Genomic DNA, 23,663 nt, shown 5'->3' on the forward strand with positions numbered 1-23,663 from the left:
TCCCGGAGGTCCAGCAATGAACAGCAACCTTTCCCGCAGGGACATGCTCCGCCTCGTCGGACTCGGCGCCGGCGCCCTCGGCCTGGGCGGCGTCGCCGCCTGCGCGCCGAGCGCGAGCGGTCCCGAGGAGGACACCGCCAAGTCCGCCACCAACTTCTCCTTCGCGTCCTGGAGCCTGGCCGACAACGCCTCCAAGGCCAAGATCGAGCAGCTGATGACCGGGTACGGCGGCAAGGCGGGCATCAGCGTCAACGGTGTGCCGCTGGCGTACAACACCTACCTCAACCAGCTCACCCTCCAGGTGCGCGGCGGGCAGTTCACCGGCGCCGCCCAGATGGACATCGCCTGGCTCGCCGGCCTCGCCGCGCTCGGCAAACTCCGCGACCTCGGCGACGTGGCCAAGGACGCCGGCTACACCGAGGCCGCCCTCACCTCCGGGCAGGTCGACGGCAAGCAGGTCGGCCTGCCCTGGACCACCGCCGCCATCGGCCTCATCGCCAACCGCGAGCTGATGCAGAAGGCCGGCGTCACCGCGGCGCCCGCCACGATCGCCGACTTCGAGGCCGCGCTGCGAGCCCTCAAGGGCACCGGCGTGATTCCGTACGCCGCGTCCACCAAGGTCGCCCAGCTCAAGGACATCCTCATCTGGATGCAAACGTTCGGCAGCCCGCTGCTCGACGGCGACAAGGTCACCGTCGGCGACGACGCCAGCATCGAGGCGGTCACCTGGTACAAGAAGCTCTACGACGAGAAGCTCATCGCCCCGGACGTCGAGCGGGTCGACGCCCGCACCCTCTTCGCCCAGGGCAAGACCGCCATCTACGACGACGCCATCGTCGGCCGCGACTTCGTCGTCAAGGGCTCCCCCGACAAGTCCCTCGCCGACAAGCTCGACCCGCTCGCCCGGCCGGTGAAGACCGCCGGCGACAAGCCCCGGGCCGTGCAGTGGGGCCACGCGGTCGTCGTGGTCGAGGGCGAGGGCGCCAACACGGCCACCGACTTCGCGAAGTGGCTGACCTCCGACGAGCAGACCGTCCTCGGCTACTTCAAGGACCTCTCCCTGCCGCCCACCACCACGAAGGCGCTCGGCTCGGAGCAGGTGAAGACCGACGCGTTCACCTCGCAGTTCAGCGAGCGGATCACCGCCACCGCCACGCCCAACCCCTTCTGGAAGTACCCCCAGTACGCCCAGATGGAGACGGCCATCTCCGAGCAGGTCCAGGCCGTCCTGGTCGGCAAGAGCAAGCCCGCGGACGCGATGCGCGAGGCGGGCCAGGCGGTGCAGGCCCTCATCAAGTGACCGACACCGCGTACGACACCCGGCTGGTGGCGGCGGTCGCCGACGCGACCGCCGCCACCGCGCCGCGGATCTGGGGCTTCGGCGTCGGCGGCACGCTCACCGCCCTGCTCCGGGCCGGCGACGCGCTGCACCGCCCCGACCTCACCCAGCGGGTGATCGACCTCGTCGCGCCCTCGCTGACCGCACCCCCGGACCCCACCGACCACCTCATCGCGGTGGAGGCGCTGCTCCCCCTCGCCGCCCGGCGACCCGACCTCGACGTCACCGACGCCTGCCGGCGGTGGCTGGCCGCCGTCCGGCACGCCCGGCCGGCCCACCCGGGCGGCCCCCGCCTGCACCGCCCCGACCTGCCGCCCTGGTCGTCAACGGTCTGGGTCGACTGCATGCACACCGACGGGCCCGGGCTCGCCGCGCTGGGCCACCCCGACGAGGCCGTCGCCTACGCCACCGAGTACGCCGCCGCGTTGCAACTGCCCAGCGGCCTTTTCCAGCACGGCTACGACGCCGAGGCGGAACGCGGCAACGGCGTCGCCTGGGGCCGCGGGCAGGCCTGGGCGCTGATCGGCCTCACCGAGACGCTGGTCCACGCCCCCGACGACGGCCTCGCCCGCCGGCTCACCCGGCTGGTCGACGCGCTCGCCGCACACGAACGTGACGGCGAATGGTCGACGGTGGTCGACGACCCGGACGCACCGGTCGAGGCGAGCACGTCCGCGTACCTCGCGTGGGTGGTGCCGCACGCGATCGACGCCGGGCTGGTCGACCCCGCCCACCGGGCGATGGCCGACCGCGCCTGGCACGCCACCCTCCGCCGGCTCGACGCTGCGGCGCTCACCGTGTCCGAGGCGACCCCGGTCGGCGCCGCAAACGACTACCACCACCGTGCCCTCGGCGTCTTCCCCTGGGGCCAGGCCCCGGTGCTGCACGCCGTCCTGGACCGCACCAGCGAGGAGATCCGATGAAGGTCGTCGACGTCCGCACCTACGCGGTGCGCGCCAAGCCGGCGGAGACCTACTGGGGCGCCCGGGCGTGGAGCGCCGACCACGGCAGCGCGCTGGTGGACTACCCGCCGATGGAGCGCCGCCGCTACGTCTACAGCGACACCATCGACGCGGTGCTGGTCCGGGTCGAGACGGCCGACGGCGTGATCGGCTGGGGCGAGGCGAAGGCCCCGGTCGGCGCCCGGGCCACCGCCGCGATCATCGACGACCTGATCGCGCCGATCGCGGTCGGCTCTCGCCTGGACGAGATCGGCCGCACCTGGGACCGCGTCTACACCGGCATGCGGGTCCGCGGCCACGACAGCGGCTTCTGGCTGGAAGCCCTCGCCGGCCTCGACATCGCCCTCTGGGACGCCTTCGCCCGCACCCTCGACCAGCCACTGCACGCCCTGCTCGGCGGCCGCTACCGAGACACCCTGCGGCTCTACGCCTCCGGGGTGCCCGCCGCGCCCGCCGGCTCCGGGGCCGCCGGCCAAGCCGCCGTACGCCAGGAGGCGCAACGGCTGCGCGACCTCGGCTACGACGCGGTCAAGGTGGCCATCGGCGCCCGGCCCGAGGACGACATCGCCTCCGTGCAGAGCGTCCGCGAGGTCTTCGGCGACCAGGCCGCCGTCTACGCCGACGCCGCCGGCCAGTACGAGGTGCCGCAGGCCCTGCGGGTCGGCCGCGCCCTCCAGGAGGCCGGCGTCGGGTTCTTCGAGATGCCGCTGCCGCCGGAGGACCTCGACGGGTACGCCACCCTCGCCGCGCGCCTTGACATCCCCCTCGCCCTGGACTCCCTGGCCACCCGGCACCGGGCGTTGGAGTTCCTCCGCGCCGGCGCCCTCCGCGTGCTGCAACCCGATGTCTGCCGGGCCGGCGGCATCACCGAGACCATGCGCATCGCCGCGCTCGCCGACGCGTTCGGCGCGCAAGCCACCCCGCACGTCAGCATCGGCTCCGCCATCCACTGGTACGCCAGCGTCCAGTGCGCCGCGGCGATGCCGAACTTCGCCGTGCTCGAACACTGGATCGGCACCAACCCGCTGACCGCGGTCGCCCGGGACGCGGTCGCACCGGTCCGCGGACGCTGCGAGGTGCCGCGCGGCACCGGACTCGGCATCACCATCGACGAGGACACCGTACGGGCGCTCACGGGCGACTGACGAGAAAACGCGTTGCCGGCACGATCACCGCACACCTAACGTCTTTCGCAGCGAATCAAGAGGGAGCCGGACATGATGCGCCACCCGAACCACGAACCGCAGCAGCGGGTCTCGCTGCGCGGTGGAGGGTGCCTGGCCATCACGCCCGCCCTCGTCGGCAGCCTCCAGCTCGCGAGGTGGCGCGACCCGGCAGCCACCGCTGCATCAGGGTCAGTCCACAACCATCCATGATCGACGGTCGCTGCCCTCGTACGCACAACACATCGAACCGCAACTCAGCCAAGGTCAACATCCGCGCCGGAGTATCAAAGGGTGGCGCTATCGCCGACGAGGATTCGCCTGTATTCCGTTGCGCCCTTGTACTCCATCCAGCCGTCGAAGTTCTCGTAGCCGACGTCCGCCGACAGTGCCCGGTCATGGATGGGGAACGCCCGCTCCGGGGCGATCGCCCGGGTCATGTCGATGGCCTCACGGTGCCTGCCCCAGGGCCCTGCGGCCGGTACGAGGAGGGTCGTCACCCGCTGGTGAGGTACGAAATATGAGTCGCCGGGGTGGTAGACACCCTCGATCACATAGCCGAGATTCACGCAGCCCGGCAGTCCGTCGTAGACCTCCGCGTGCTCGCCGCCGACCGCCGCCACGCGGAAGCCGCCGGCATTAAACTCGCCACCCGCCGCGACCACAATGACCGTCTCCGCCAATCCGCCCTCTTCAGCCAGTTTCCGAACCGGCTCCGGCGCGAAGAGTCGCACGGGACGAGAGCCCGACACCTCCACGATCCGCTTAAGGTCGAAATGGTCGTCGTGCTCGTGAGTCACCAGGATGTCGGTGACCCCGTCAAAAGCCTCCGGCTCGGTCCAGACGCCAGGATCGATGAGCAGTCGCCGCTCGGCGTCCTCAAGGCGGACACAGGCATGGGTGAACTTGACCAGTCGCACATCCTTACCCTACGGCTCATCGGAACGCGGCCAAGCCCGGCGCTCCCGCCACACGGTTCGACGCGGCGTGGCATCCAGATCGTCGAACCCATCCGCCGCCGTACGGGCCCACTGCTCCGGTTCTTCCGCCGCCACCGTCATCAACCCCGAGCGATGACCCAGCCACCACGCCGGTCAACCCCAGCGAGCCATGATCAGGATTCCCGGCTGGAGTACTAGCTCACTGGCAGCAGCGCCCGCCCACGCCGAAGAGGCCGCTGGTCGGGTCCCAATATCGCCCACACACGTGGAAGTCCATTCCCATTCATCGGGGCTGGCCTTCTTGCTGCCTATAGAGCGGACCAAGCGGGCCGATGTGCTCAAGGAGGCTGAAACGGGCATGTCCATCGGTGGGATGCACGGTGACGGCGACAGCGCTTCCGTCTTCGAATCGCAGCGTGAACACGGAACGAGGTCGCACAGGAATGCAAACCCGTCGCGGTCCTCATCCCTGTCGCTGACCAGGTTGCCGAGGGCATCCCAGCCGGCATCGCCGGCGGTAATCATGATGGCCACCTCGACGCTCCCGAACAGGGTGGAAGAGTTTGCCCACCAGTCCAGCCAGCAGCGGATCGGCGGGATCTCGTTCACCGTGCTGATGCTAAGGCGGGTCGACGCAACCACCGCGCACGAGCACTCGGGGAGATCCCCACCGCGGCGTTTCTCGTTGCCTCATTGCGGAGTTGGGCGCACACCGCGAGCCGCAGCCGAGCGCCGGCTAAGAATTAGTCCAGGTCGCCGCGCCTGGCGGCGATCCACGCCTCAACGTCCTCGGCAAGCCAGACGTTGCCCATCTGGAGCGTGGCCACAGGCTCGGGGAAATCACGACGGTTGGTGATCTGGTAGACGCGCTGTCGGGAGACGCCGCCGAGCATGGTCCGGATCTCGCCCGAACCTACCAACCGCAGCTTCTTGCCCATGACGCCGACGCTAGGCACACGTAGACTAGGCATGTATCAAGTTGATGGACGCCTAGTTATCCATCGCGCTAGTCGTATACCCTTAGCGCATGACTAGTCCTGCGAGGCTCCGACGCCCCGGAACGCTGCCAGGCCGAGGGAGGCAGTGATGCGGGACAGGACGCCGCCGTGGCGACGAGTGTCCTACGACCAGTACCTCATCGCCGTCGCGATGACCCTGGCACGGCGACACCGCCCGGCATGGTCATGGCGGAAGTGGGCGTGGGTCTGTCGCTGTGGAACGGACCTGCCCTGTCGCAACCGACACCGCATCCCGATCAACCGGGGGCATTGGCCCGCCAGGGAGGAGCAGTGACCAGCGAGGCGGAGCAGCGGATCCTGGTCGTACATCTGCCAGGGACGGACGGCCTCGGTAACGGTCGTCGGGCGTGGTGGGCGCGGCTGACGCCGTACCCGTGCTGGCAGGTGGACTGGGCGACCAGCCGGCAGGCGCGGGCCCTGACGGCGGCATTGCTCGGAGGCCGCGCATGACCACGCACGGTCCGGTGCTGCCGATCTGGAGCTGCGGCGGCTGCGACGCCCCCTGGCCCTGTCGCACTCGTCAGCGTGAGCTGCGCGCGGAGTTCGACAACGCTCCGATATCCCTGGCTCTCTACCTGGGTGCCCAGTTGGTGCGCGCCTCCGAAGACCTGACCTGGGTCCCGGCGGGGGTGCTACATCGACGCTTCCTCGGCTGGCTGCGGTGAGCATCCTGCGGCCCGGCGACGAGAAGTTCCACTACCGCGACGGCTCTCACCGGTGGATTCCGCCGGACCCGGACTACGACCAGGAGGTCTGGGACGAACAGGTCCGGCAGCACAAGCAAGCCCACCTCAGGAACGAGCGCCCTAAGGTCCGCATCCAGCGCCTCGCATGACGCCAGCATTACAGGAGGTCGTTCCGGGGCACTGCCGAGGTTCAGAGCGCGGGGTCGACTATCGGGCCCAGTGCCCGCACTGTGAGTGCCACGCCGACTATGAGCACCAGCGAGGCGGTCAGGATCGGCGTGATCCGGGCCAGTCGGTCGGACCAGATGCCGGATCGGCGGGCCAGCGCGGCGCCGAGGCGCCGGTGTAGGTGGACGACGAGCAGCCCGGCGGCGGTCAGGGTGGCGGCCATGCCGATTCCGTAGGCGATGACCAGCAACACGCCGAACCAGGTCCGGCCCAGGGCGATCGCGCCGAGGAGCACGACGAGCGCGGACGGGCTCGGTACCAGTCCACCGGCGATGCCCATGCCGACGAGTCCCCGCCGCCGGATGGGCCCGGATCCGTGGCCGTGGTGGTGGCTGTCGTGGTGCGGATGATCGTGGCTGTGGCTGTGGCTGTGGCTGTGGCTGTGGCTGTGGCTGTGCGAGGCCTCGTGTGGCTCGGTCGAGTCGGGGGCGGGCGCGGCTGGCGTGTGGCGCGCCACCGCACCGGCTGGGACGACCTGATGCGGGGTGCTGTGCGGCGCGGGCTGCGGCCGAGTCCGGCGTGCCGCCCAGGCGGACGTGAGCAGGCAGACGCCGATGGCGGCGACGACGGTGCCACTGACCACGCCGAGCCAGCCGAGCAGCGTCTCACCGGCGAGGCCGGCGACAGCGGTGAGCAGAAGCCCCACGACCAGGACGCCGGCGGTGTGGGTGGCGGTGACGGTGGCGCCGACGACGACTGCGTCGCGGTAGGTGCCCCGACGGCCGGCGATGTAGGCGGCCATCACGGTCTTGCCGTGCCCGGGCAGCGCGGCGTGCGCCGCCCCCAGCACGAGGGCGAGGAGGATGCCGAGCAGTCCCACCAGCGGGGTGAGCCGATCGGCGCCGGCCAGTTCCGTGAATCGGTCGCCGAACGCGCCCAGGGCGCGGGTCACGGGTCCGGCGATCGGGACGTCGATGCCGGCGCCGGCTGCGCCGGCTTCGCCGGGCCTGACGACCCGCAGGCTGACCTGTCGTTGATTGACTGGTGAGGCGAGCAGGTCGTTGGGGTAGCTCCGGAGTTCGTCGCTGATGGACACCGTCGGCACCGGCGACTGCGCGATGCCCACGTCGTGACCGGTGGCGGTGATCTCGTGCCAGCCGATCCGGTCGGTGCGGAAGTCGTCGACGAGGCGGAGGGAGCCGGGTCGCCGGAGATTCACTGGCGTGGTGAGGCGGCACTCGGTGCGGGCGGTCTGCAGGCGGGCCACCCCGGGTTGGTAGGTGAACGTGCTGGCGACGACGCGCCAGGCCATGGTGCGGCCGTCGACGTCGACGTGCAGCGCGTCCGCCAACTGGCGACAGGTGGCGGTGGCGTGGGCGGCCCGCTCGTCGTCGGACACCGTGCCGTCACGGTTGCCGTCGATGGCGGTCCGTTGTTGCAGGGTGGGGATCTCCGCCTCGTCCACCACCGCCAGGTCGTCCAACCGGTCTGGGTAGAGGTGCAGGCCGTGGTAGTGGTTGACGGTGAAGTTGCCCAGCGGGTGCGCGTGGGCCGGCGTGGGCACCGCGACGACGGCGAGCGCACCGGCGACCGCGCTGAGGATCGCGACGGCCCGGCGACGTGTCATCGGCCAGCTCCGAGGGAGTCCAGGAGCTGCGTGGCCAGCGGCGCCTGCACGACGTCGAAATGCGGGTTGATCTCCAGGGCGGTGCGGAGGTCCTGCCGTGCCCGATCGCGGTCGCCGAGGGCGTGGCGGATCACTCCCCGGTGGTAGTAGAAGGTCGCGTTGCGCCAACCGAGCCGGGTGGCCTCGATGGCGAAGTCCAGTGCCTCTGAGTCGCGGCCGTTGCGGTGCAGCGCCCAGGCGAGGGCGTCGGCGGCGAGCACGCTGCGTCGAGCCTTCCATTCCGTCTCCGCCTCGGCGAGCGCCGCGGCCGGCTCGCCGTGATCGGCGAGGTAGATCGCCGCTCCGAGGTGGTCGGCGACGCCGTTCTGCCCCTGCAACTGGCGTGCCGTATCGACCAGGTGGTACTGCTCTCGGGCCTGGTCCGGCCGGCCGGCGGCGGTCAGCGCGTCGCCGTACTCGGCCAGCAGTTCCGGCAGCGGCAGGGCCTGGACCACGCGGTCGTAGTCGGTGAGTGCGTCGGAGGTCTGCCCCATCGCGGCCTTCGCCTTGGCCCGACCCGCGTACAGGAGTCGGTAGTCGGGGTCGGCCTTGAGCCCCGCGTCGTACTGGCGGAGCGCCTCGACCGGGTCGCCGGTGTTGAAGGCCAACTCACCCAGGTAGTAGCGGCAGAAGACGAGGTCCGCCGGGGTGACCGCACCCGCCATCGCGCGGTCCAGGGCGTCGCGCGCCGCGGTCACCTCGCCGCGCTGTTCGAAGTCGTACGAGGCGCGGGTGAAGGCGGACAGCCCGGGCTCGACGTCGAGCATCCGCTGCAGCGCGGTGCGGGCGCCGTCGTAGTCGCCGAGCTGCGTGAGCGCGTCGACCAGCACCCCGTGCACGGCGCCCGCGTGCGGATTGGCCTTCTCGGCTCGGCGGCCCCAGTCCAGGGCGGCATGGAAGTCGTGCCGGGCGTTCGCCAGCGCACCCATCCCGGCCATCGCCTGCCAGTTGGTGCCGTCCTCCAGCTCGAGCGAACGCCTCAGCGCGCCCTCGGCCTTGGGATAGTAGGAGGGGTCCGCGGTGCCCCGCCCCTGCTGGACGTACGCGGAGCCGAGCCGGGCCCAGGTCGACCAGTCGGTGGGCAGCTGCCGCAGGCGCTGCTGAGCCGTCTCGATCACCTTGTCCAACGCGGCGCCGCTGACCTGGGGCTCGACGGGCGCGCCGTTGCCCGACACCGCCGGTCGGGTGGGCGGAGCATCGGGGGCCCGCGTGGTCACCACCGCGGTGCCGACCAGCAGGACGACGCCGGTCAGCAGCAGGACCGTGGCCATCCGCCTGGCGACTCGTGGGCGCATGGGCGGGCGCAGCGATCGGGCCGCGAAGCGGATCATGACGGGCCGCCGGCGAGGACGGCGAACGCGACCAGGTTGTCGCGGTAACTGGCCTCGCGCTGGTCGAACGTCCCGGTGCAGGTGATCAGCCGCAGTTCCGCGCGGCTGCTCGACGCGTAGACCTCGTCGGCGGGGAATTGCGACTTGGGATACTCGGCGAGCCGGTAGACGGTGAACCGCCGGACCGTACTGTCGATGTCCCGGGTCTGGATGACGTCCCCGACCGCCAGTTCCGGCAGCCGGTAGAAGATCCCGGGGCCGGAGTCGGAATCGACGTGTCCGGCGATCACGGCGGGCGGTCCGCCGGCCTCACCGGGCATGGGACCGTTGGCGTACCAGCCCGCCACCTGGTAGTCGGTCGGGACCGTCAGGGCGCCGTCCGGCTGGCGACTCAGGTCGACCAACGGCGTCCGCACGCCGATCGAGGCGATGGTCAGTTCGGCCGGTGGCGCGTGCGACCCGGTCGGGGCGCGCGGCGGGCCGGCCGGAATCTGCGGCATGCGCGCCGATCCTGCCGGCGGCGCGTCGGCCGCTGTCCGGGTGCGCCAGCCGGGTAGCCCGGCGACGGTGAGTACGAGCAGCGCGCCGGCCAGTGCGAACAGCATCGCCTGCGGGCGGGCCAGGGCGCGCACCACCAGCCGCCTGGGTGATCCTGATGCCTTGACCATCGAAGTCGGCCTCCCGTCCACGGTGGTGCGGCGCGACCGTCCGGCCGCGCCGCACCACCTGCTGTCAGTTCGTCGAGGCGGACGGACCGGGCGGGTCGGCCCGGTAGCGGCGGCGGGTCAGGAAGATGCCCGCGCCGAGGAACAGGGCAGCGCCGAGCCCGCCGGCGAGCCGGATCCAGCCGACGGGTCGGGGTGCGGTCCCACCCGCGCCCCCGGGAACTCCGCCGGACGGCATTCCGTCGACGTCGATCTGGTTCACCGCCACGTTGCTCGGCAGTGCGACGTACGGGAACGTGCGGCCGAACGGCACGTTGTTGGTGTTGACCTTGTCGCCGGCTGCGAGCGCCGGTACCAGTTGGCCGGTCTGCGCCGCACCCTCGAACACCTGCAGTTCGATGTCCAGCACGTCGTCGGCGAGCCGCCGTCCGTTCGGGAAGCCCTGCAGGTCGCCGGCGAGGACGCCGAGTCGGTTCGGGTTCGCCGTCACCGGCACGCTCATGTTCAGCCGCAGCTCCTCGGCCGGGACGAACTCCCTCGGGTCGACGTCGGCGTTGAGGATCTGCGAGTTGAGGTCGGCCTGGATCGGCGGGGTCGAACCGTCCAGCGTCGGCGCGTTCTTCGCGATCCCGGTCAGGAACACCTCCACGAGATCGTTGCGCGGGGTGGCCGGGGCCGGGATGTTGTAGATCTGCTGGATCACCTGCGGCAGTTCCGGCTTGAGGATCCGGTCCACCAGCGCCTGGTTCTTGGCGTCGTCTGCCGGAGTGCTGGCGTTGAACCCGTCCTTCTGGTTCGCCGCCGGCACGAGTTCGTTCACCAGCGGGTTGCCGAGGCGGGACACCTGCGCCTGACGGTCGTTGCCCTTGGGCGCGGTCATCTGCATGCCCTGCTTGGACGTCGCACTCCAGATCCCGACCACCGGATTGCGCTCGTCGTCGCCGTTGAGCGCGAGGTCAGATTTCGGCACCTGCAGCGCCACGGTCTGCACGTTGTACCCGGCCAGGGTGTCCTGCCCACGCTCGGAGAGGTTCGCCCCGTAGATCAGGTCGAAGACCCGCAGGTCCAGGAAGAACGGGTCCTCGGCCTGACCCGCGTAGGACTGCCCGCCACCCCGGACCGGGACCACGGCCTGATCACGCAGGCGCGCGTAGTTGGGCATCGACGCCGGTCCGACGTTCGACGGGGCGACCGGTGCGTCCTCCACCAGGACCCGGGAGTCCGTGCCCCTGATCTCCGTCAGGGTGTAGGTCTGCCGGAACAGCAGCGTGGGATCGTCGAGGTTGTTCACCACGCCGTTGTTGTAGAGGAACGTCGTGCCGTCACGGTTGTCGATCGTTTCGAACACCCATCGGTAGGTGACGTCCGCGACGGCGTCCCCGTCGTTGTCGATGTTGATGTCGTGGTTGGCGTTCGTCTCGAAGAAGTAGAAGTTCGGACCACCGTTGGGTTCCTGGAACGGCAACCAGTTCGCGACCAGCGTCACGGTGTCCTGTTTGTCCGGACTGACGAACGCGTACACGTCGGTGTTGTCGACCTTCGGATCCCCGGAGATCAACGGCGCCTCGCGGTGACTCGACGCGTCGGCGACCTCCGTTGCCAGGCCCGCCCCACCCGTCGTGGCCACCAGGGCCAGGACGGCAGCGCCGGCGTAACTCGCCAGCGCGCCCGGCCCCGGTGATCGAAGTAACCTGCTCGTGTCCACTGCCCCACCTTCCCCGTGCGAGCGCCCTACGGTGCGCCCGTGCCCGTTCCCGATTGAACCGGCAACCTGAGGGAAACCTGAGGAAAAGTCCGATAAACCTGATTCAAGGATCAGGGGGAGCTAGCATCGAGTTTGGCCTGGCCAACGATCGTTTGTCCCGATGGCGGCCGGCGAGAGATGCGTGTCGGGCGGCACGTCGGCGGTCCGCTGCCGCCCGTAACCGCTCACACGGGCGGCCGGGAGGCGGTCGCGCTGACCGCTCGCCGCGATCAACCCGCCGGCGTCACCCGGCCGGCCATGCCGCCGCGGCGGCCGCGTCCAGGAAGGTTCGGGCGCGGCGGCGCAGCGCCGGCCAGTCCCCGGCGGCGACCTCGGCCGCGTTGACCAGCGCGCTGCCGGCGCCGACCGCGACGGCCCCGGCCGCCGCCCACTGCGCCACCGACTCGGGGCTCACCCCACCCGTCGGGACCACCGGCACGTCCGGCAGCGGAGCGAGCAGTTCCCGGAGGTACGCGGGCCCGGCAAGGCTGGCCGGGAAGAGCTTGACCATCGTGGCCCCGCCGGACCACGCCACGTCGATCTCGGTGGGGGTGTACGCGCCGCACACCACGGGCAGGTCGGCGGCCGCCGCCTCGGCGAGCACCTCGACGCGGGTGGTGGGCGTGACGAGGAACTGCGCTCCGGCGTCCCGGGCGGCGGTGACGTCGGCGGGGGTGCGTACGCTGCCGGCGCCGACCGCGCACGTGCCGGCGAGATCGGCGCGCAGCGTGGCGACGGCGTCGAGCGCCCCGGGTGTGGTGAGGGTGACCTCGATGCTGTCCAGGCCGGCCTCGGCCAGCTCGTGGCCGGCGCGGACCACGGCGTCCGGGCTGGGCAGACGGACAATCGCCACCACCCGGCCGAGGTGTGGGCTGGTCACGACACCACCTCCGGTGCGCCGGCCTGGTGCGGCACGACGTGGGCCGGCCCGACGTAGCCGAGGTTGATGCTGACCGAGTCGGCCGCCTCGATCACCACCCGGACCAGCCCGGCCTCACGGTTGGGCAGGTCGATCGCGGAGAGCGGGCCGGACACCGACAGGGCGGCCACCACCGTGCCCGAGCCGTCCCGGATCGGGGCGGCCACGCAGGCCCGCCCGAGCGCCAGCTCCTCGACCTCGGTGGCGTAGCCCCGGCCGGCGGCGCGGGTGATCTCGTCGTCGAGCTGGTCGTGCGTCGTGACGGTGCGATGGGTGTACGCGTGCAGCGCGGCCGCCGGCAGCAGCGCGCGCCGTTCCTCGCCGGTCAGCCCGGTCAGGAGGGCCTTGCCGAGCCCGGTGGCGTGCAGCGGGTTGTACTGTCCGGCCAGGACGAACGGTCGGGGCGCCTGCCGGCCCTCGAAGTTGAGCAGGTAGAAGAGCCGGTCGCCGCGGCGTACCGCCACGTTGACGCCGAGGCCCAGCTCGGCGGCGAGGTCCTGGGCGGTCTGCCGGGCCTCGCGGTGCACGGGGTGGCTGTTGAGCACGGCACCGCCGAGCGAGACCATGTCGAGCCCGAGCCGGTAGAGGCCGCTGACCGGGTCGCGGTCGACGAAGCCCATGCCTTCGAGGGTGGCCAGCAACCGGGACGAGGTGGAGAGACCCAGGCCGGTGGCCTTGGCCACGTCGGAGACGCGCAGCTCGGTGCGCCCTGCGGCGAGCGCCCGCAACACGGTCAGCGCCCGCTCCACGCTCTGGTTACTGCCCGGCTCCGCCGCCATGCCGACCTCTCTGGAACACGCTTGCGGGATGTGGCAACTTATTCTGCACTATGCACGACGTTGACCATGGTATGGGGTGGGACGGATGACGCGGGACGGGCACGGCACGCCGGGGCTGGACGTCGTCGGGCTGGGCGAGGCGATGGCGCTGTTCCAGCCACCACCCGGGCACCTGCTCGCCGACACGGCCACCGTGGAGGTACACGTCGCCGGCGCCGAGTTGAACCTGTGCACGGCGGTCGCCCGGCTCGGCGTCCGCGCCGGCTTCTGCAGCCGCGTCGGCGCGGACCCACTCGGCACCCGAGTGCTCGCCGCGGCGCGGTCGGCAGGTGTGGACACCTCACTGGTGACCGTCGACCCCGCCCACCCGACCGGCCTCTACCTCAAGGACGTCCGGCCCGACGGGCAACGACGGGTGCACTACTACCGGGCCGGCTCGGCCGCCGCGCACCTCGACCCCTCCGACGCGGCCCGGCTGCTCGCCGCACGCCCCCGGCTGGTCGCCGTCTCCGGCATCACCCTCGCGCTGGGCCCCGGCCCCCGGGCAGCGGTGGAGGCGGTGCTGAAGGCCGCGCGTCCCGCCGGTGTCACCGTGGCCCTGGATCCCAACCTGCGGCCCGCCCTCGGCGACGTCGACCGGCAGGCCGCCGACGTGCGGGCCCTGCTGCCGTATGTGGACGTGCTGCTGCTCGGCACCGACGAGGCCGGGCCGGTGCTCGGTGTGCGCGACCCGGACGACGCGGCCGAGGTGTTCGCCGCCGCGTCCGCCGCCGGAGTGGCCGAGACGGTGCTGAAGGCCGGCGCGCACGGCTGCTACCACGCCGGCCCCGACGGCGCGGCGGTGCACCTGCCGAGCGCGGCGACCACGGTGGTGGACCCGGTCGGTGCCGGGGACGCCTTCGCCGGCGGCTACCTGGCCGGCCGGCTGCGCGGCGCCCCCGCGGCGGCCGCGGCCGGCCTCGGCAGCGCCCTCGCCGCCGGGGTGGTCGCCGCGCCCGGCGACACCACCGGTCTGCCCGACAGCGCCACCGCCGCCAGCCTGCTGGGGCGGGCCCTGGATGGCCGGCGTGCGGCCGGCTGACGCGCACCGGAAAGCTGGCGCGACCCGGGCCCGCCCGTCGCCCGGGTCCGGGTCACTACCAGCGGCGAGGCGGTGCCGGACGGCGTGACCGCCCGGCACCGCGCCCGGTTCAGGCGTCCGGGCCGGCCTGGTCGACCAGGTCGACTCCGCCACCGCCAGCGAGAACGTCCTGGTCGGCGCCGCCGTGGAGCCGGTCGTCGCCCGGCCCGCCGACCACGACGTCCCGGCCCGGGCCGCCGAGCAGGGTGCCCTTGCCGGGGCCGCCGACCAGCCGGTCGTCCCCCGCGCCGCCGCAGATCACGTCGTCGCCGCCGAGGCCGACGAGGACGTCCGGGCCGCCCCGGCCGACGATGACGTCGGCCCCGGCCGTGCCGACCAGCCGGTCCGGCCCGTCGGTGCCGACGATCGTCGGCGCCCGGCCGGCGCAGAGCGGCGCGGTCACGGTCACGGTGGCCTCGTGGGCGAAGTAGCCCAGGCCGTAGGAGACGGTGACGGTGTCGCCGAGCGCGGCGCCGAGCGCGGCCAGGTCCAGCTCGGCGGTGTACGTGGTGGCGTTCGGCCCGTCCTGCACCGCGACCAGCCGCCGCGGCGCGTCCTCGCCGACGCGGACCTGGAGGTCGGCCCGGTCCAGCGCCGTCGGGTCGAGGTTCAGTGGCGCGGTCAGCCGGATCGTGGCCCGGCCGGCCTCGGGTACCCGCTGCACCGCCGCGCCGGCGGCGTCGACCACCCGCACCGTGGTGGCGTCGACGGCGCGCCAGGCCAGCGCCTCGTTCCAGGCGGTGTTGAACGTGACCCACCCCTCCGAGTGGCCGACGTTGCCGACGGTCGGGTTGAACGGGTAGTGGGCGTTCTTGGGGCTGCCGTCGAGCACCCCGCGGCTGCCCTGGAGGCGGCCGGCGCCGCCCTGGAACTCGGAGAACCAGCCGCGTTCCACGCCCTCGAAGCCCCACTGCGGTGTCGGGCCCCGGTAGGACGCGTGCCGGCCGGTGGGGTTGCGGCCGAAGATGTTGTCGACGTGCGCGACCGCGATCTGCCGCAGCCGCGCGGCGAGGGGGTCGGCGCCGAGCGCCTCGGCCGCGGCGAGGGCCGGGGCGGCGAAGCCGGCGACGTTTCCGGTCTCGTTCGGGTCGCTGGCCGAGCCGCCGCCGGTGAAGGGCGGGATGGTCCACCGGTCGGCGGAGTAGCGGCGGAAGTCCCACAGGTTGTCGGAGCGCTGGGTGACCACCTCGGCCCAGTCGCGGATGAAGTCCCGGGTGCCGGGCGGCGCCTGGTCGGGGTGCTGCCGCAGCAGCCGGGCGAGGCCGGTGATCAGGTGGTACTCGCCCTGCCGCTGCCCCTTGGTGACGGTGGGGTCGGCGACGTCGAGGTGGTCGACCAGCCAGGCGGCCTGGGCGTGCGCGGCGGCCAGGTACCGGTCGGCGTCGGCGCGGCCCTCCCGCTGGGCGACCTCGTACATCATCACGTTCGGCCAGACCGAGTGCCCGGGCGGCAGTTCGCCCTTGGCGCTGCCGACCTGGGTGTAGACCTGCAGCAGGTCGGCGGTGTGCGGGGTGGTGTCGTACCAGGCGAAGCGGTCCTTGGCCGGGTCGTCCCAGATCGGGAAGAGGTAGTCGCGGGCCCGCTCGTAGACGCTGCGGGGGATGTGGTCGGCGAGGTAGGGGTAGGCGTAGAGGAACGCCGCGAGTTGTTCCTTGAGCAGCGTGTGGTTGACCCTCCCGCCCAGGTAGACCTCGACGGCCCAGTGGATCAGCCGGACGATCTCCGGGGTGTCCGGCGCCAGTTGAACGGGCAGCCCGACGTACCGGGCGTCGGGGTCGGTGATCTGGTCGAACGCCGACGGGTTGGCCAGGTACAGGTCGATCAGCGAGGGCAGTTCGAAGGACATCTGGTGCGAGTCGCGCCAGCCCACGCCGAGGTAACAGTTCTGCGTGTCGGTGCCGCCGTAGGTCATCCGGCTGAAGTCGCCGTAGTAGCAGCGGACGTCGGTCATGAACTGCACCGCCCTGCGGTACGAGACGCGCTCGATCCAGTCCGCGCCGAGGCCGAACGGCACCGACCGGCCGGTCCCGGCCGCCCCCCGCACCTCCACGGTGTACGGTCCCGGCTCCGCCGGGTCGAACCCGGTGAAGTCGCCGACCTGGCCACCGACGGTGCCCTCGTGGCGGACGACGCCGCCCGCGTCGAGCACCTGGAACCGGTCGCCGTCCTCGGCCCGGGGCGCGGTGAACCGCTTGGCCTGACCGACGTTGTAGCCGCTCTGGTTCACCAGGACCGGCTGGTCGTCGTCGGGCTCGCCCGGCCCGGTCCAGGAGCAGCCGGTGGCGGTGGTGGGATGGTCGGCGGGGACCGAGGCGAGCGCGGTGACCGCGACGGCGGCGAAGGACGCCTGGGCGTGGTAGACGCCGAGCGCGATGGTGCCGCCGGCCGGGGGCGCGTCGACGACGGCCACCGGTTGCGCGTCGATCTCCACCACGGTGATGTCGTTCGCCCGGCGGATAACGAGGTCGTGCCACTCGGCCTGACGCAGCGGGGCCGCGCCGCGGCACACGTTCTTCGTGAGCGGGCGGGCGACCTGCACCGCCGACCAGCCGGCGAGCTGCGCGGCCAGGTTGTTCTGGGTGACGGCGTACGGCTCGCGGAAGTCGGTCAGCACCGACACGGCCGGCGAGTCGCTGGTCGCGTCGACCCGGACCCGGGTACGCAGCTCGTACGCGGCGGGCAGCCCGACGGGGGTCACCGGGGTGATGTAGCGGCCGGCGGACTGGGTGCGGGTGTCGATCGAGACGGCGGGGAACTCGGCATTGCTCGCGGTCCACTCGGTGAGCGACCCGGTGAGCGCCCGCCACCGGCTCAGCCCGGTGGCGAAGTCGTCGGCGAACAGGTGCGGGTCCGCTGCGGCGGAGGCGGCGGGCGGGGTCAGGGACAACGCCGTGGTCGCGGTCAGGACCGTCGCCAGGGCCAGGACGGCCCAGCGGCCGAGAGGTGGGGTCACCACGAACCTCCTTGTCAGCTCCTGCGCCGACGGCTCCGCTGGAGGGTCGGGCATGCGCCGGGTGAACCAGTGCGCGGGTGTGCTGCTGCAGAGTCACCGAGCAAGCTGGTCCATCTTGGAGATCTGCTTGCGGCATGTGCGACGGTAATGCTCGTGTTGCACGTAGTCAATCGTTGCGTCACGCGGTGCTGCCCACCGTGGACGGTCGACTGGTCAGTACGTGCCGCCGGGGGCCACCTGGGCCGCGACCCGGTCGTGCAGCGCGGTGAGCGCCGGGCTGACGGTGGTGGCGAGCGGTTCCGGATCGATCAGCCGGCGCGCCGCCTCCGGCAGCCAGCCGAGCTCGCCGTCGAACCGGCGGCGCGCGGCGCGTACGGCCTCGGCCGGGTCGGCCGGTTCCAGGCGGCGACCGTCGCGCATCACCGGTACGAGCAGCGGCCGGCGGCCGTCCGGCGGGGGCTCGTCGCGGAGGCCGACCACGTCGCCGCTCGCTCCGTCCGGGTCGCGGAAGACCTGTTTGGGTCCGGGGAGGGTGGCCTTGCCCGGGGAGAGCTTGAGCACCGGGCGGTCGCCGACGGCCACCAGCTTGTACGCGCTGTCCAGCGACGGCGCGTCGTAGGAGACGCCCATCTTGGTGCCCACCCCGTACCCGTCGATCGGCGCGCCCGCCGCGACGAGGCCGGCGATGACGTCCTCGTCCAGGCTGCCGCTCGCCACGATCTGCGCCTGGGTGAGGCCGGCGTCGTCCAGGATCGCCCGGGTCTCGCGGGCCAGGGCGGCGAGGTCGCCGGAGTCGAGCCGGACGCCGAGCGGCCCGGTCAGGCCCAGCTCGGTGATCACGTCGACGGCGGCCCGTACGCCGGCCGGGGTGTCGTAGGTGTCCACGAGGAAGATCGGGTTCGTCGGGAAGTCGGCGGCGAACGCCCGGAACGCGGCACGCTCGTCGGGGAACGCCTCGACGTACGAGTGGGCCATCGTGCCGGAGGGCTGCAGGCCGTAGCGCCGGGCGGCCTCGACGTCGCTGGTCGCCAGGAAGCCGGCGATGGCCGAGGCCCGGGCCACGCCGGCACCGGCCTCGATGCCGTGCGTACGGCGGAACGCGAAGTCGATCAGCTGCGCGTCCCCGGCGGCGAGCCGGCAGCGGGCGGCCTTGGTGGCCACCGTGGTGTGGAAGGTGATCAGGTTGAGCACCCCGGTCTCCACCAGCTGCGCCTCGGCGATCGGCGCGGTGATCTCCAGCAGCGGTTCGTCGGCGAAGACCACCCGGCCCTCCGGGACGGCCCAGACGTCGCCGGTGAACCGGAGCGTGGCCAGCGCGGTCAGGGTCGGCTGGTCGAAGCCGACGGCGTCGCGCAGGTAGGCGAGGTCGGCCGGGTCGAACGCGAAGTCCTCCAGGAACGTCAGGGCCTCGTCCAGCCCGGCGGCGACCAGGAAGCCGCGCCGCGGTGGCAGCCGGCGGGCGAACAGGCTGAACGTCGCCCGCCCCGTCATCCCGCGGCGCAGGTAGCTGGCCGCCATCCGCAGCTCGTACAGGTCGGTCCGCAGTCCGGTCATCTCACCTCCTCGGCCACGGCACCACTGTGGTGGATGCCGCGCGGGAATGTGCGGGAAACGGGAGATCCCGGGCGGCCGTCGCGCCGCACACGCCCGCGAGGCGACGGACCGCCGGGCGACCGCCGTGGCTACGCCCGGGTAGACGGTTGTCCCGGTCAACGTCTAGCAGCATGATCGTTCTGTGCCGTGGTGTCCCGGGTACCCGGGTTGCGGCCCGCACCGTCGCCAGCGGCGAACACGTGAGAGGACCGCAGCGGGGTACCTGACGGGGTGACGGTCCGACGAGGAGCCGACGGGAGATTCGCATGCAGGGTGAGTTGCAACGCCTTGTGGACGCTCTCGCCGCCTACGCGGGCCGGCCCGCGCTGATCGAGGACCGACGCCAGCGGGTGGTGGTCTACAGCGAGCACACCGGGTTGATGGACGACGTGCGCAGGGCGTCGATCCTGCGGCGGCAGACCACCCCGGAGGTGATCGCGTGGTTCCGCAAGACGGGAATCACGGAGGCTCGCGCGCCGGTGCGGACACCCGCGTCGGAGGAGCTGGATCTGTTGCCGCGGGTCTGCGTGCCGATCCGGCACCAGGATCTGCTGCTGGGGTTCGTCTGGTTCATCGACCCGGACGGCACCATGGCGGACGCGGACATCGCCGCGACCGGCCTGATGAGCGAGCTGTCGCTGGCGCTCTACCGGGAGAATCTCCTCGGCGAGCTGGCCTGGAACCGGGAGACCGAGGCGGCCCGGACGCTGCTCTCCGCCGACGAGACCACCCGTGCGCAGTCGATGCGGACGCTGCGCGAGGCCGGCATGATCGCCGGTGACGGCCCGGCCACCGCTCTCGTCGCGCACCTCGTGACCTCGGGTGGCGACCCGCCCGACGAGGTCGCGCGCCTCGCACTCGAACAGGCGCTGGTCACCACTCGGCGGTGGATCGGCACGCGGGAGGCGTTGCACCTGGTCCGCGACGACCACGGGGTCCTGCTGCTCTGCGGGCGGGGCGGCGGGCGTCCGTCGCCCGAGGTCGCCGCGAAGCTCCTCGACGACAACCTGCGGCAGGCGACGCGCGGGCTCGGCGCGGTCGAGCGCACGGTGGTCGGGATCGGGCAGACCCGGCCGGGGCTCGCCGAGGCGTTCGGGTCGTACGGGGAGGCGGTGCAGTCCGCCCGGGTCGGCGTCCGGCTGCCGGCGCTCGGCCCCGTCGTGTCGTGGCCGGGGCTGGGCATCTACCGAGTGCTGTCGCGGTTGGAGGGTCGGCACCTGGACATGGCCGACGTGCATCCCGGCTTGGAGCGGCTGCTGCGGGAGCAGCCGAATCCGGTGCTGTTGCAGACGCTGGAGCGTTACCTGGATCTGGCCGGCAACGCTCACGCGACCGCCGAGCAGCTTCGGCTGCACCGCACGACCCTCTACTACCGGTTGCAGCGCGTCGAAGAGCTGGCCGAGACAGATCTCAAGGACGGCAACGAGCGGCTCTGCCTGCACCTGGCGTTGAAGCTGGGCCGGCTGACCGGCGCGTACCGGCCGGAGGAGTGACGCGAGCCGCACCGCTGGCGAGGTCGGCGGACGGGTGCCCATGGCGGGCGGGACGCCCGGAAGCGCCCCGCCCGCCCGCCGTCACAGACCGGCTCGCACGGCCGCCGAACGGCCGCCGACGATCGGCAGCTCGATGCGGCTGCTGTCGAAGTGGACGGTGATCTCGGCCTGGTTCTGCTTGGCCCGGCTGCTGTAGCCCGAGTACGAGCCGAGCAGGACCACACCGACCTGGTTGCCGGCCGCGAAGACGTAGTCCTCGGGGAGCAGCGGCACCTCGACCGAATTCTTCTTGCCGGGGACCAGCGGCGTCGTCACGGACAGCGACTTCAGGTTCTGGCCGTCGAGGATGCCCTTGGTCACCAGCTCCTGCGGGTCGCTGGCCACGGTCTTCTCGGTCTGCCGGTAACAGGCGTTCTCGGCGAAGCCACCCCAGGTGGCCTGCTCGCCCCAGCAGTCCTCCTCGGTGAGCGTCCGGATGCCGTCACCGGCGGTGCTGAACCGGGGCCGGGTGCCGTAGTCCACCAGCAGACCGGCGAAGCTGGTGTCCTCGCCGTTGACCGAGGCCTTGATCCGCACGATCGGGGTGCCCGAGATGTGCAGCGGCGCCTTCAGCGGCTCGGACAGGAACACGAGGCGGTTCGCGGTGTTCGCCTGCGGGTCCGACGGGTGCCGGATCGCGGTGGTCTGGCTCATCGTCGGGGTGTCCTGGAACGTCCGGGACTCCTTGCCGGGGCTCGGGCGAACCGACAGCGCGCCGGCCGCGCCCTCGGCGCCGGGCCGCAGCCACACGTCGGTCGTCCGGGTGCCCGGAACCGGCCAGCTGCGCTGGGTCTCCCAGACGTCCGGCGCCCGCTCGATGTCCGCCATCGGCTCGGCCATGATGCCGTTCTTCACACCCTGCAGCCAGTAGTCGAACCAGCGGTGCAGGGTGTCCACCCACTCGCCCCGACGGAAGTCGAACGGGTCGACGTGGCCGGTGCCGGTCATCCAGAGCTTGCGGGGCACGTGGTGCTTCGCGAGCGCGTCCCACCACTTGCTGAAGTGGTCCGGCCGGACGTTGTTGTCGTTGATGCCGTGGACCACGAAGACGCTGGCCCGCACCCGCTTCGCGTCCGGGACGTAGTCCCGTTCGGCCCAGAAGTCGTTGTAGTCGCCGGTGACGTCGTCGCCGTCCACCCCCAACTGCGCGCGCACCGGCGCGCAGTGCTCTCGCCGCTCCGGGTTGGTGACGGTGTTGGAGAGGCTGCCGGAGTAGTTGTTCGCCCGGGTGACCAGACCGTTGCTGCGCGAGTAGTCGTACCAGCTGGAGATCGCCGAGATCGGCACGATCGTGCTGAGGCCCTTCACGCCGGTCGCGGCGGCCGCGTTGGCGAGGGTGCCGTCGTACGACTTGCCGATCATGCCGGTCTTGCCGTTGTGCCAGGTGGCGACGACCCGCTGCCCGGCGGCGTTGGTGCCGGCCCGGCGGCCGTTGAGCCAGTCGATGGCGGTCGGCGCGCTGATGTTGTCGGCGCGGCCACCGGTGACCGGGCAGCCGGTCGAGTTGTTGGTGCCGATCATGTCCAGCAGGACCACCGCGTAGCCGCGCGGGACGAAGTAGTTGTCGTAGAACAGCGGCCACTGGTCGTTCAGGCCGTCGCCGTCGAGGTCGCCCTTGCACTCGCCCTCGTTGCCGCGGCAGACCGTCGAGTAGTACGGGCTGGCGTCCATGATCACCGGCACGCGGAGGCCCCGGTCGCTGGCCTTGGGCCGGATGATGTCCATGGCCACGACGTCGCGCCCGCCGTCGGCGTCCGTGTCGACGTCGGAGGTGACGAACACCCGCTCGCGGATCGCGTCGGCATATCCGAACACCGGTTGGGTCACACCGTTCTGGATGACCGGCCGGAGACGCTCCGCGACCGGCTGCGCCGTCGCGGTCGCCGCCGGCAGGCCGACGGCGGCGGCCACCACGACCACCACCGACGCTCGCCACCAGCTCCTCGTGGTTCGCATCGTGCTCCTCCCCTTGTCCGGCACCGGACGCGGTCGCGCGTCCCGACAGGGACGGCGGGCCGCCGGTGCGGCGGTTGCCTCGCACCCTAGGAACCGGTGCGCGGCCGGTCATCGGACAGTTGCGGGAGGTGATCGCGATCGACTCCTACGTATGTCGCATGTGGCCGAGGGTGTCCCGCCGGACGGCATCCGCCGTCTCGCGGACGGTCGGGTGTCCGTCCTCGCGAATACGATCTCGGGATGGGGATCTTCACGAGTGACGACGGCACGCGGCTCGGCTATCACCGGACCGGTGAGGGCGCACCGCTGGTCTGCCTGCCCGGCGGGCCGATGCTCGCCTCGGACTACCTCGGCGACCTGGGAGGGCTGTCGGCGCACCGGTCGTTGGTGCTGCTGGACCCGCGCGGGGCCGGAGCGTCGGCGGTCCCGGCGGACCCGGCGAGCTACCGGTGCGACCGGCAGGTCTCCGACGTCGAAGCCCTGCGCGTGCACCTCGGGCTCACCCACCTCGACCTGGTCGCGCACTCGGCCGGCGCGTCGCTCGCCCTCCTGTACGCCGCCCGGCACCCCGACCGCGTCGGTCGGCTCGCCCTGGTCACTCCCAGCCCACGGCCGGTCGGCCTGGAGATCTCCGACCTGGATCGTCGGGAACTCGCCGAACTGCGCCGGGACGAGCCCTGGTTCCCGGACGCCTCCGCGGCGTTCGAGCGGATCTGGTCCGGCGACGCGACGGAGGCCGACTGGGACGCGATCGAACCGTTCAGCCACGGCCGGTGGGACGCGGCCCGCCAGGCGTACTGCGCCCGGATGGCGAGCGATCGGAACGGGGACGCGGCACGGGTCTACTACTCCCCCGGCGCGTTCGAGCCGGACGCGGTCCGGTCCGCCGTGGCCCACCTTCCGGCACCGGTCCTGCTCCTCGCCGGCGGGCTAGACGTCGGGCTTCCTCCGAAGCGCGCCGCCGAGTACGCCGGCCTGTTCCCCCGCGCCGAACTGGCCGTGCAGCCGGGCGCCGGGCACTTCCCCTGGCTCGACGATCCGGAGTCGTTCGTGGCGACGATGGCCGGGTTCCTGCGCTGATCCGTCCGGGCACGCCGTCACCTGGTTACCGACCTCGGCCCGCCCGT

21 protein-coding genes are annotated in these 23,663 nt (G+C 72.3%); 9 read left to right on the forward strand and 12 right to left on the reverse strand.

Annotated features, from left to right (window positions below):
• Positions 1-16: 16 nt before the first annotated feature.
• The 3 genes from O7603_RS08580 to O7603_RS08590 are packed head-to-tail and all read left to right on the forward strand — an operon-like array spanning position 17 to position 3,446.
• Positions 17-1,300: an extracellular solute-binding protein gene (locus tag O7603_RS08580; protein WP_281575154.1), complete on the forward strand. Its 1,284-nt coding sequence runs from the start codon at positions 17-19 to the stop codon at positions 1,298-1,300.
• A complete protein-coding gene (locus O7603_RS08585) occupies positions 1,297-2,262 on the forward strand; it encodes a glycoside hydrolase family 88 protein (protein WP_281575155.1) in 966 nt (321 codons plus the stop codon). The genes O7603_RS08580 and O7603_RS08585 overlap by 4 nt, the downstream gene beginning before the upstream one ends.
• Positions 2,259-3,446: a mandelate racemase/muconate lactonizing enzyme family protein gene (locus tag O7603_RS08590; protein WP_281575156.1), complete on the forward strand. Its 1,188-nt coding sequence runs from the start codon at positions 2,259-2,261 to the stop codon at positions 3,444-3,446. Before O7603_RS08585 ends, O7603_RS08590 begins: the two co-directional genes overlap by 4 nt.
• A 305-nt stretch (positions 3,447-3,751) precedes the next feature.
• Here O7603_RS08590 and O7603_RS08595 read toward each other — a convergent pair whose 3' ends face one another.
• The 3 genes from O7603_RS08595 to O7603_RS08605 all read right to left on the reverse strand — a co-directional run bounded on the left by O7603_RS08595 (position 3,752) and on the right by O7603_RS08605 (position 5,343).
• Positions 3,752-4,384: an MBL fold metallo-hydrolase gene (locus O7603_RS08595; RefSeq protein WP_281575157.1), complete on the reverse strand. Its 633-nt coding sequence runs from the start codon at positions 4,382-4,384 to the stop codon at positions 3,752-3,754.
• Positions 4,385-4,558: 174 nt separating this feature from the next.
• Complete coding sequence (locus O7603_RS08600) at positions 4,559-5,014, reverse strand: hypothetical protein (RefSeq protein ID WP_281575158.1); 456 nt, start codon at positions 5,012-5,014, stop codon at positions 4,559-4,561.
• Between the two features lie 134 nt (positions 5,015-5,148).
• A complete protein-coding gene (locus O7603_RS08605) occupies positions 5,149-5,343 on the reverse strand; it encodes an AlpA family phage regulatory protein (RefSeq protein WP_281575159.1) in 195 nt (64 codons plus the stop codon).
• Positions 5,344-5,694: 351 nt separating this feature from the next.
• Between O7603_RS08605 and O7603_RS08610 the strand changes: the two genes are divergently transcribed.
• Genes O7603_RS08610 through O7603_RS08620 form a run of 3 tightly spaced genes read left to right on the forward strand, consistent with a single transcriptional unit; the run spans position 5,695 to position 6,259 of the window.
• Entirely contained in the window at positions 5,695-5,874 is a 180-nt protein-coding gene (locus O7603_RS08610) for a hypothetical protein (protein ID WP_281575160.1), read from the forward strand.
• Complete coding sequence (locus O7603_RS08615) at positions 5,871-6,089, forward strand: hypothetical protein (protein ID WP_281575161.1); 219 nt, start codon at positions 5,871-5,873, stop codon at positions 6,087-6,089. The genes O7603_RS08610 and O7603_RS08615 overlap by 4 nt, the downstream gene beginning before the upstream one ends.
• Positions 6,086-6,259 (forward strand): hypothetical protein, encoded by a 174-nt coding sequence (locus O7603_RS08620; protein ID WP_281575162.1) that lies wholly within the window; start codon positions 6,086-6,088, stop codon positions 6,257-6,259. The genes O7603_RS08615 and O7603_RS08620 overlap by 4 nt, the downstream gene beginning before the upstream one ends.
• Before the next feature lie 41 nt (positions 6,260-6,300).
• Here O7603_RS08620 and O7603_RS08625 read toward each other — a convergent pair whose 3' ends face one another.
• From O7603_RS08625 to O7603_RS08650, 6 genes are all read right to left on the reverse strand, one after another.
• Positions 6,301-7,905 carry a sulfite exporter TauE/SafE family protein gene (locus O7603_RS08625; RefSeq protein ID WP_281575163.1) on the reverse strand — a complete coding sequence of 535 codons (1,605 nt, stop codon included), beginning with the start codon at positions 7,903-7,905 and terminating at the stop codon, positions 6,301-6,303.
• Positions 7,902-9,215 carry a tetratricopeptide repeat protein gene (locus O7603_RS08630; RefSeq protein WP_281575164.1) on the reverse strand — a complete coding sequence of 438 codons (1,314 nt, stop codon included), beginning with the start codon at positions 9,213-9,215 and terminating at the stop codon, positions 7,902-7,904. Before O7603_RS08630 ends, O7603_RS08625 begins: the two co-directional genes overlap by 4 nt.
• Positions 9,216-9,271: 56 nt before the next feature.
• Positions 9,272-9,943, reverse strand: coding sequence for a sortase (locus O7603_RS08635; protein ID WP_281575165.1), 672 nt, complete (start codon positions 9,941-9,943; stop codon positions 9,272-9,274).
• 64 nt (positions 9,944-10,007) lie between these two features.
• Entirely contained in the window at positions 10,008-11,645 is a 1,638-nt protein-coding gene (locus tag O7603_RS08640) for a DUF4331 domain-containing protein (protein ID WP_281575166.1), read from the reverse strand.
• Positions 11,646-11,928: 283 nt separating this feature from the next.
• Positions 11,929-12,564, reverse strand: coding sequence for a bifunctional 4-hydroxy-2-oxoglutarate aldolase/2-dehydro-3-deoxy-phosphogluconate aldolase (locus tag O7603_RS08645; protein WP_281575167.1), 636 nt, complete (start codon positions 12,562-12,564; stop codon positions 11,929-11,931).
• Positions 12,561-13,382 (reverse strand): IclR family transcriptional regulator, encoded by an 822-nt coding sequence (locus tag O7603_RS08650; RefSeq protein WP_281575168.1) that lies wholly within the window; start codon positions 13,380-13,382, stop codon positions 12,561-12,563. The genes O7603_RS08645 and O7603_RS08650 overlap by 4 nt, the downstream gene beginning before the upstream one ends.
• 85 nt (positions 13,383-13,467) lie before the next feature.
• Here O7603_RS08650 and O7603_RS08655 point away from each other — a divergent pair, with 85 nt between their 5' ends.
• A complete protein-coding gene (locus O7603_RS08655) occupies positions 13,468-14,463 on the forward strand; it encodes a sugar kinase (protein WP_281575169.1) in 996 nt (331 codons plus the stop codon).
• A 109-nt stretch (positions 14,464-14,572) separates the two neighbouring features.
• On the opposite strand, the gene O7603_RS08660 is transcribed toward O7603_RS08655, so the two are convergent.
• Positions 14,573-17,455 carry a hypothetical protein gene (locus O7603_RS08660; protein WP_281575170.1) on the reverse strand — a complete coding sequence of 961 codons (2,883 nt, stop codon included), beginning with the start codon at positions 17,453-17,455 and terminating at the stop codon, positions 14,573-14,575.
• A 213-nt stretch (positions 17,456-17,668) separates the two neighbouring features.
• Positions 17,669-19,009 carry a nicotinate phosphoribosyltransferase gene (locus O7603_RS08665; RefSeq protein ID WP_281575171.1) on the reverse strand — a complete coding sequence of 447 codons (1,341 nt, stop codon included), beginning with the start codon at positions 19,007-19,009 and terminating at the stop codon, positions 17,669-17,671.
• 305 nt (positions 19,010-19,314) lie between these two features.
• On the opposite strand from O7603_RS08665, the gene O7603_RS08670 reads away from it, so the two are divergent.
• Entirely contained in the window at positions 19,315-20,541 is a 1,227-nt protein-coding gene (locus O7603_RS08670; RefSeq protein ID WP_281575172.1) for a helix-turn-helix domain-containing protein, read from the forward strand.
• An 81-nt stretch (positions 20,542-20,622) separates the two neighbouring features.
• On the opposite strand, the gene O7603_RS08675 is transcribed toward O7603_RS08670, so the two are convergent.
• A complete protein-coding gene (locus tag O7603_RS08675) occupies positions 20,623-22,536 on the reverse strand; it encodes a Xaa-Pro dipeptidyl-peptidase (protein WP_281575173.1) in 1,914 nt (637 codons plus the stop codon).
• 240 nt (positions 22,537-22,776) lie between these two features.
• Between O7603_RS08675 and O7603_RS08680 the strand changes: the two genes are divergently transcribed.
• Positions 22,777-23,616 carry an alpha/beta hydrolase gene (locus tag O7603_RS08680; protein ID WP_281575174.1) on the forward strand — a complete coding sequence of 280 codons (840 nt, stop codon included), beginning with the start codon at positions 22,777-22,779 and terminating at the stop codon, positions 23,614-23,616.
• Positions 23,617-23,663 lie beyond the last annotated feature (47 nt).

Origin of the sequence: Micromonospora sp. WMMD812 (genome assembly GCF_027497215.1) — a bacterium.
Taxonomy (GTDB): domain Bacteria; phylum Actinomycetota; class Actinomycetes; order Mycobacteriales; family Micromonosporaceae; genus Micromonospora.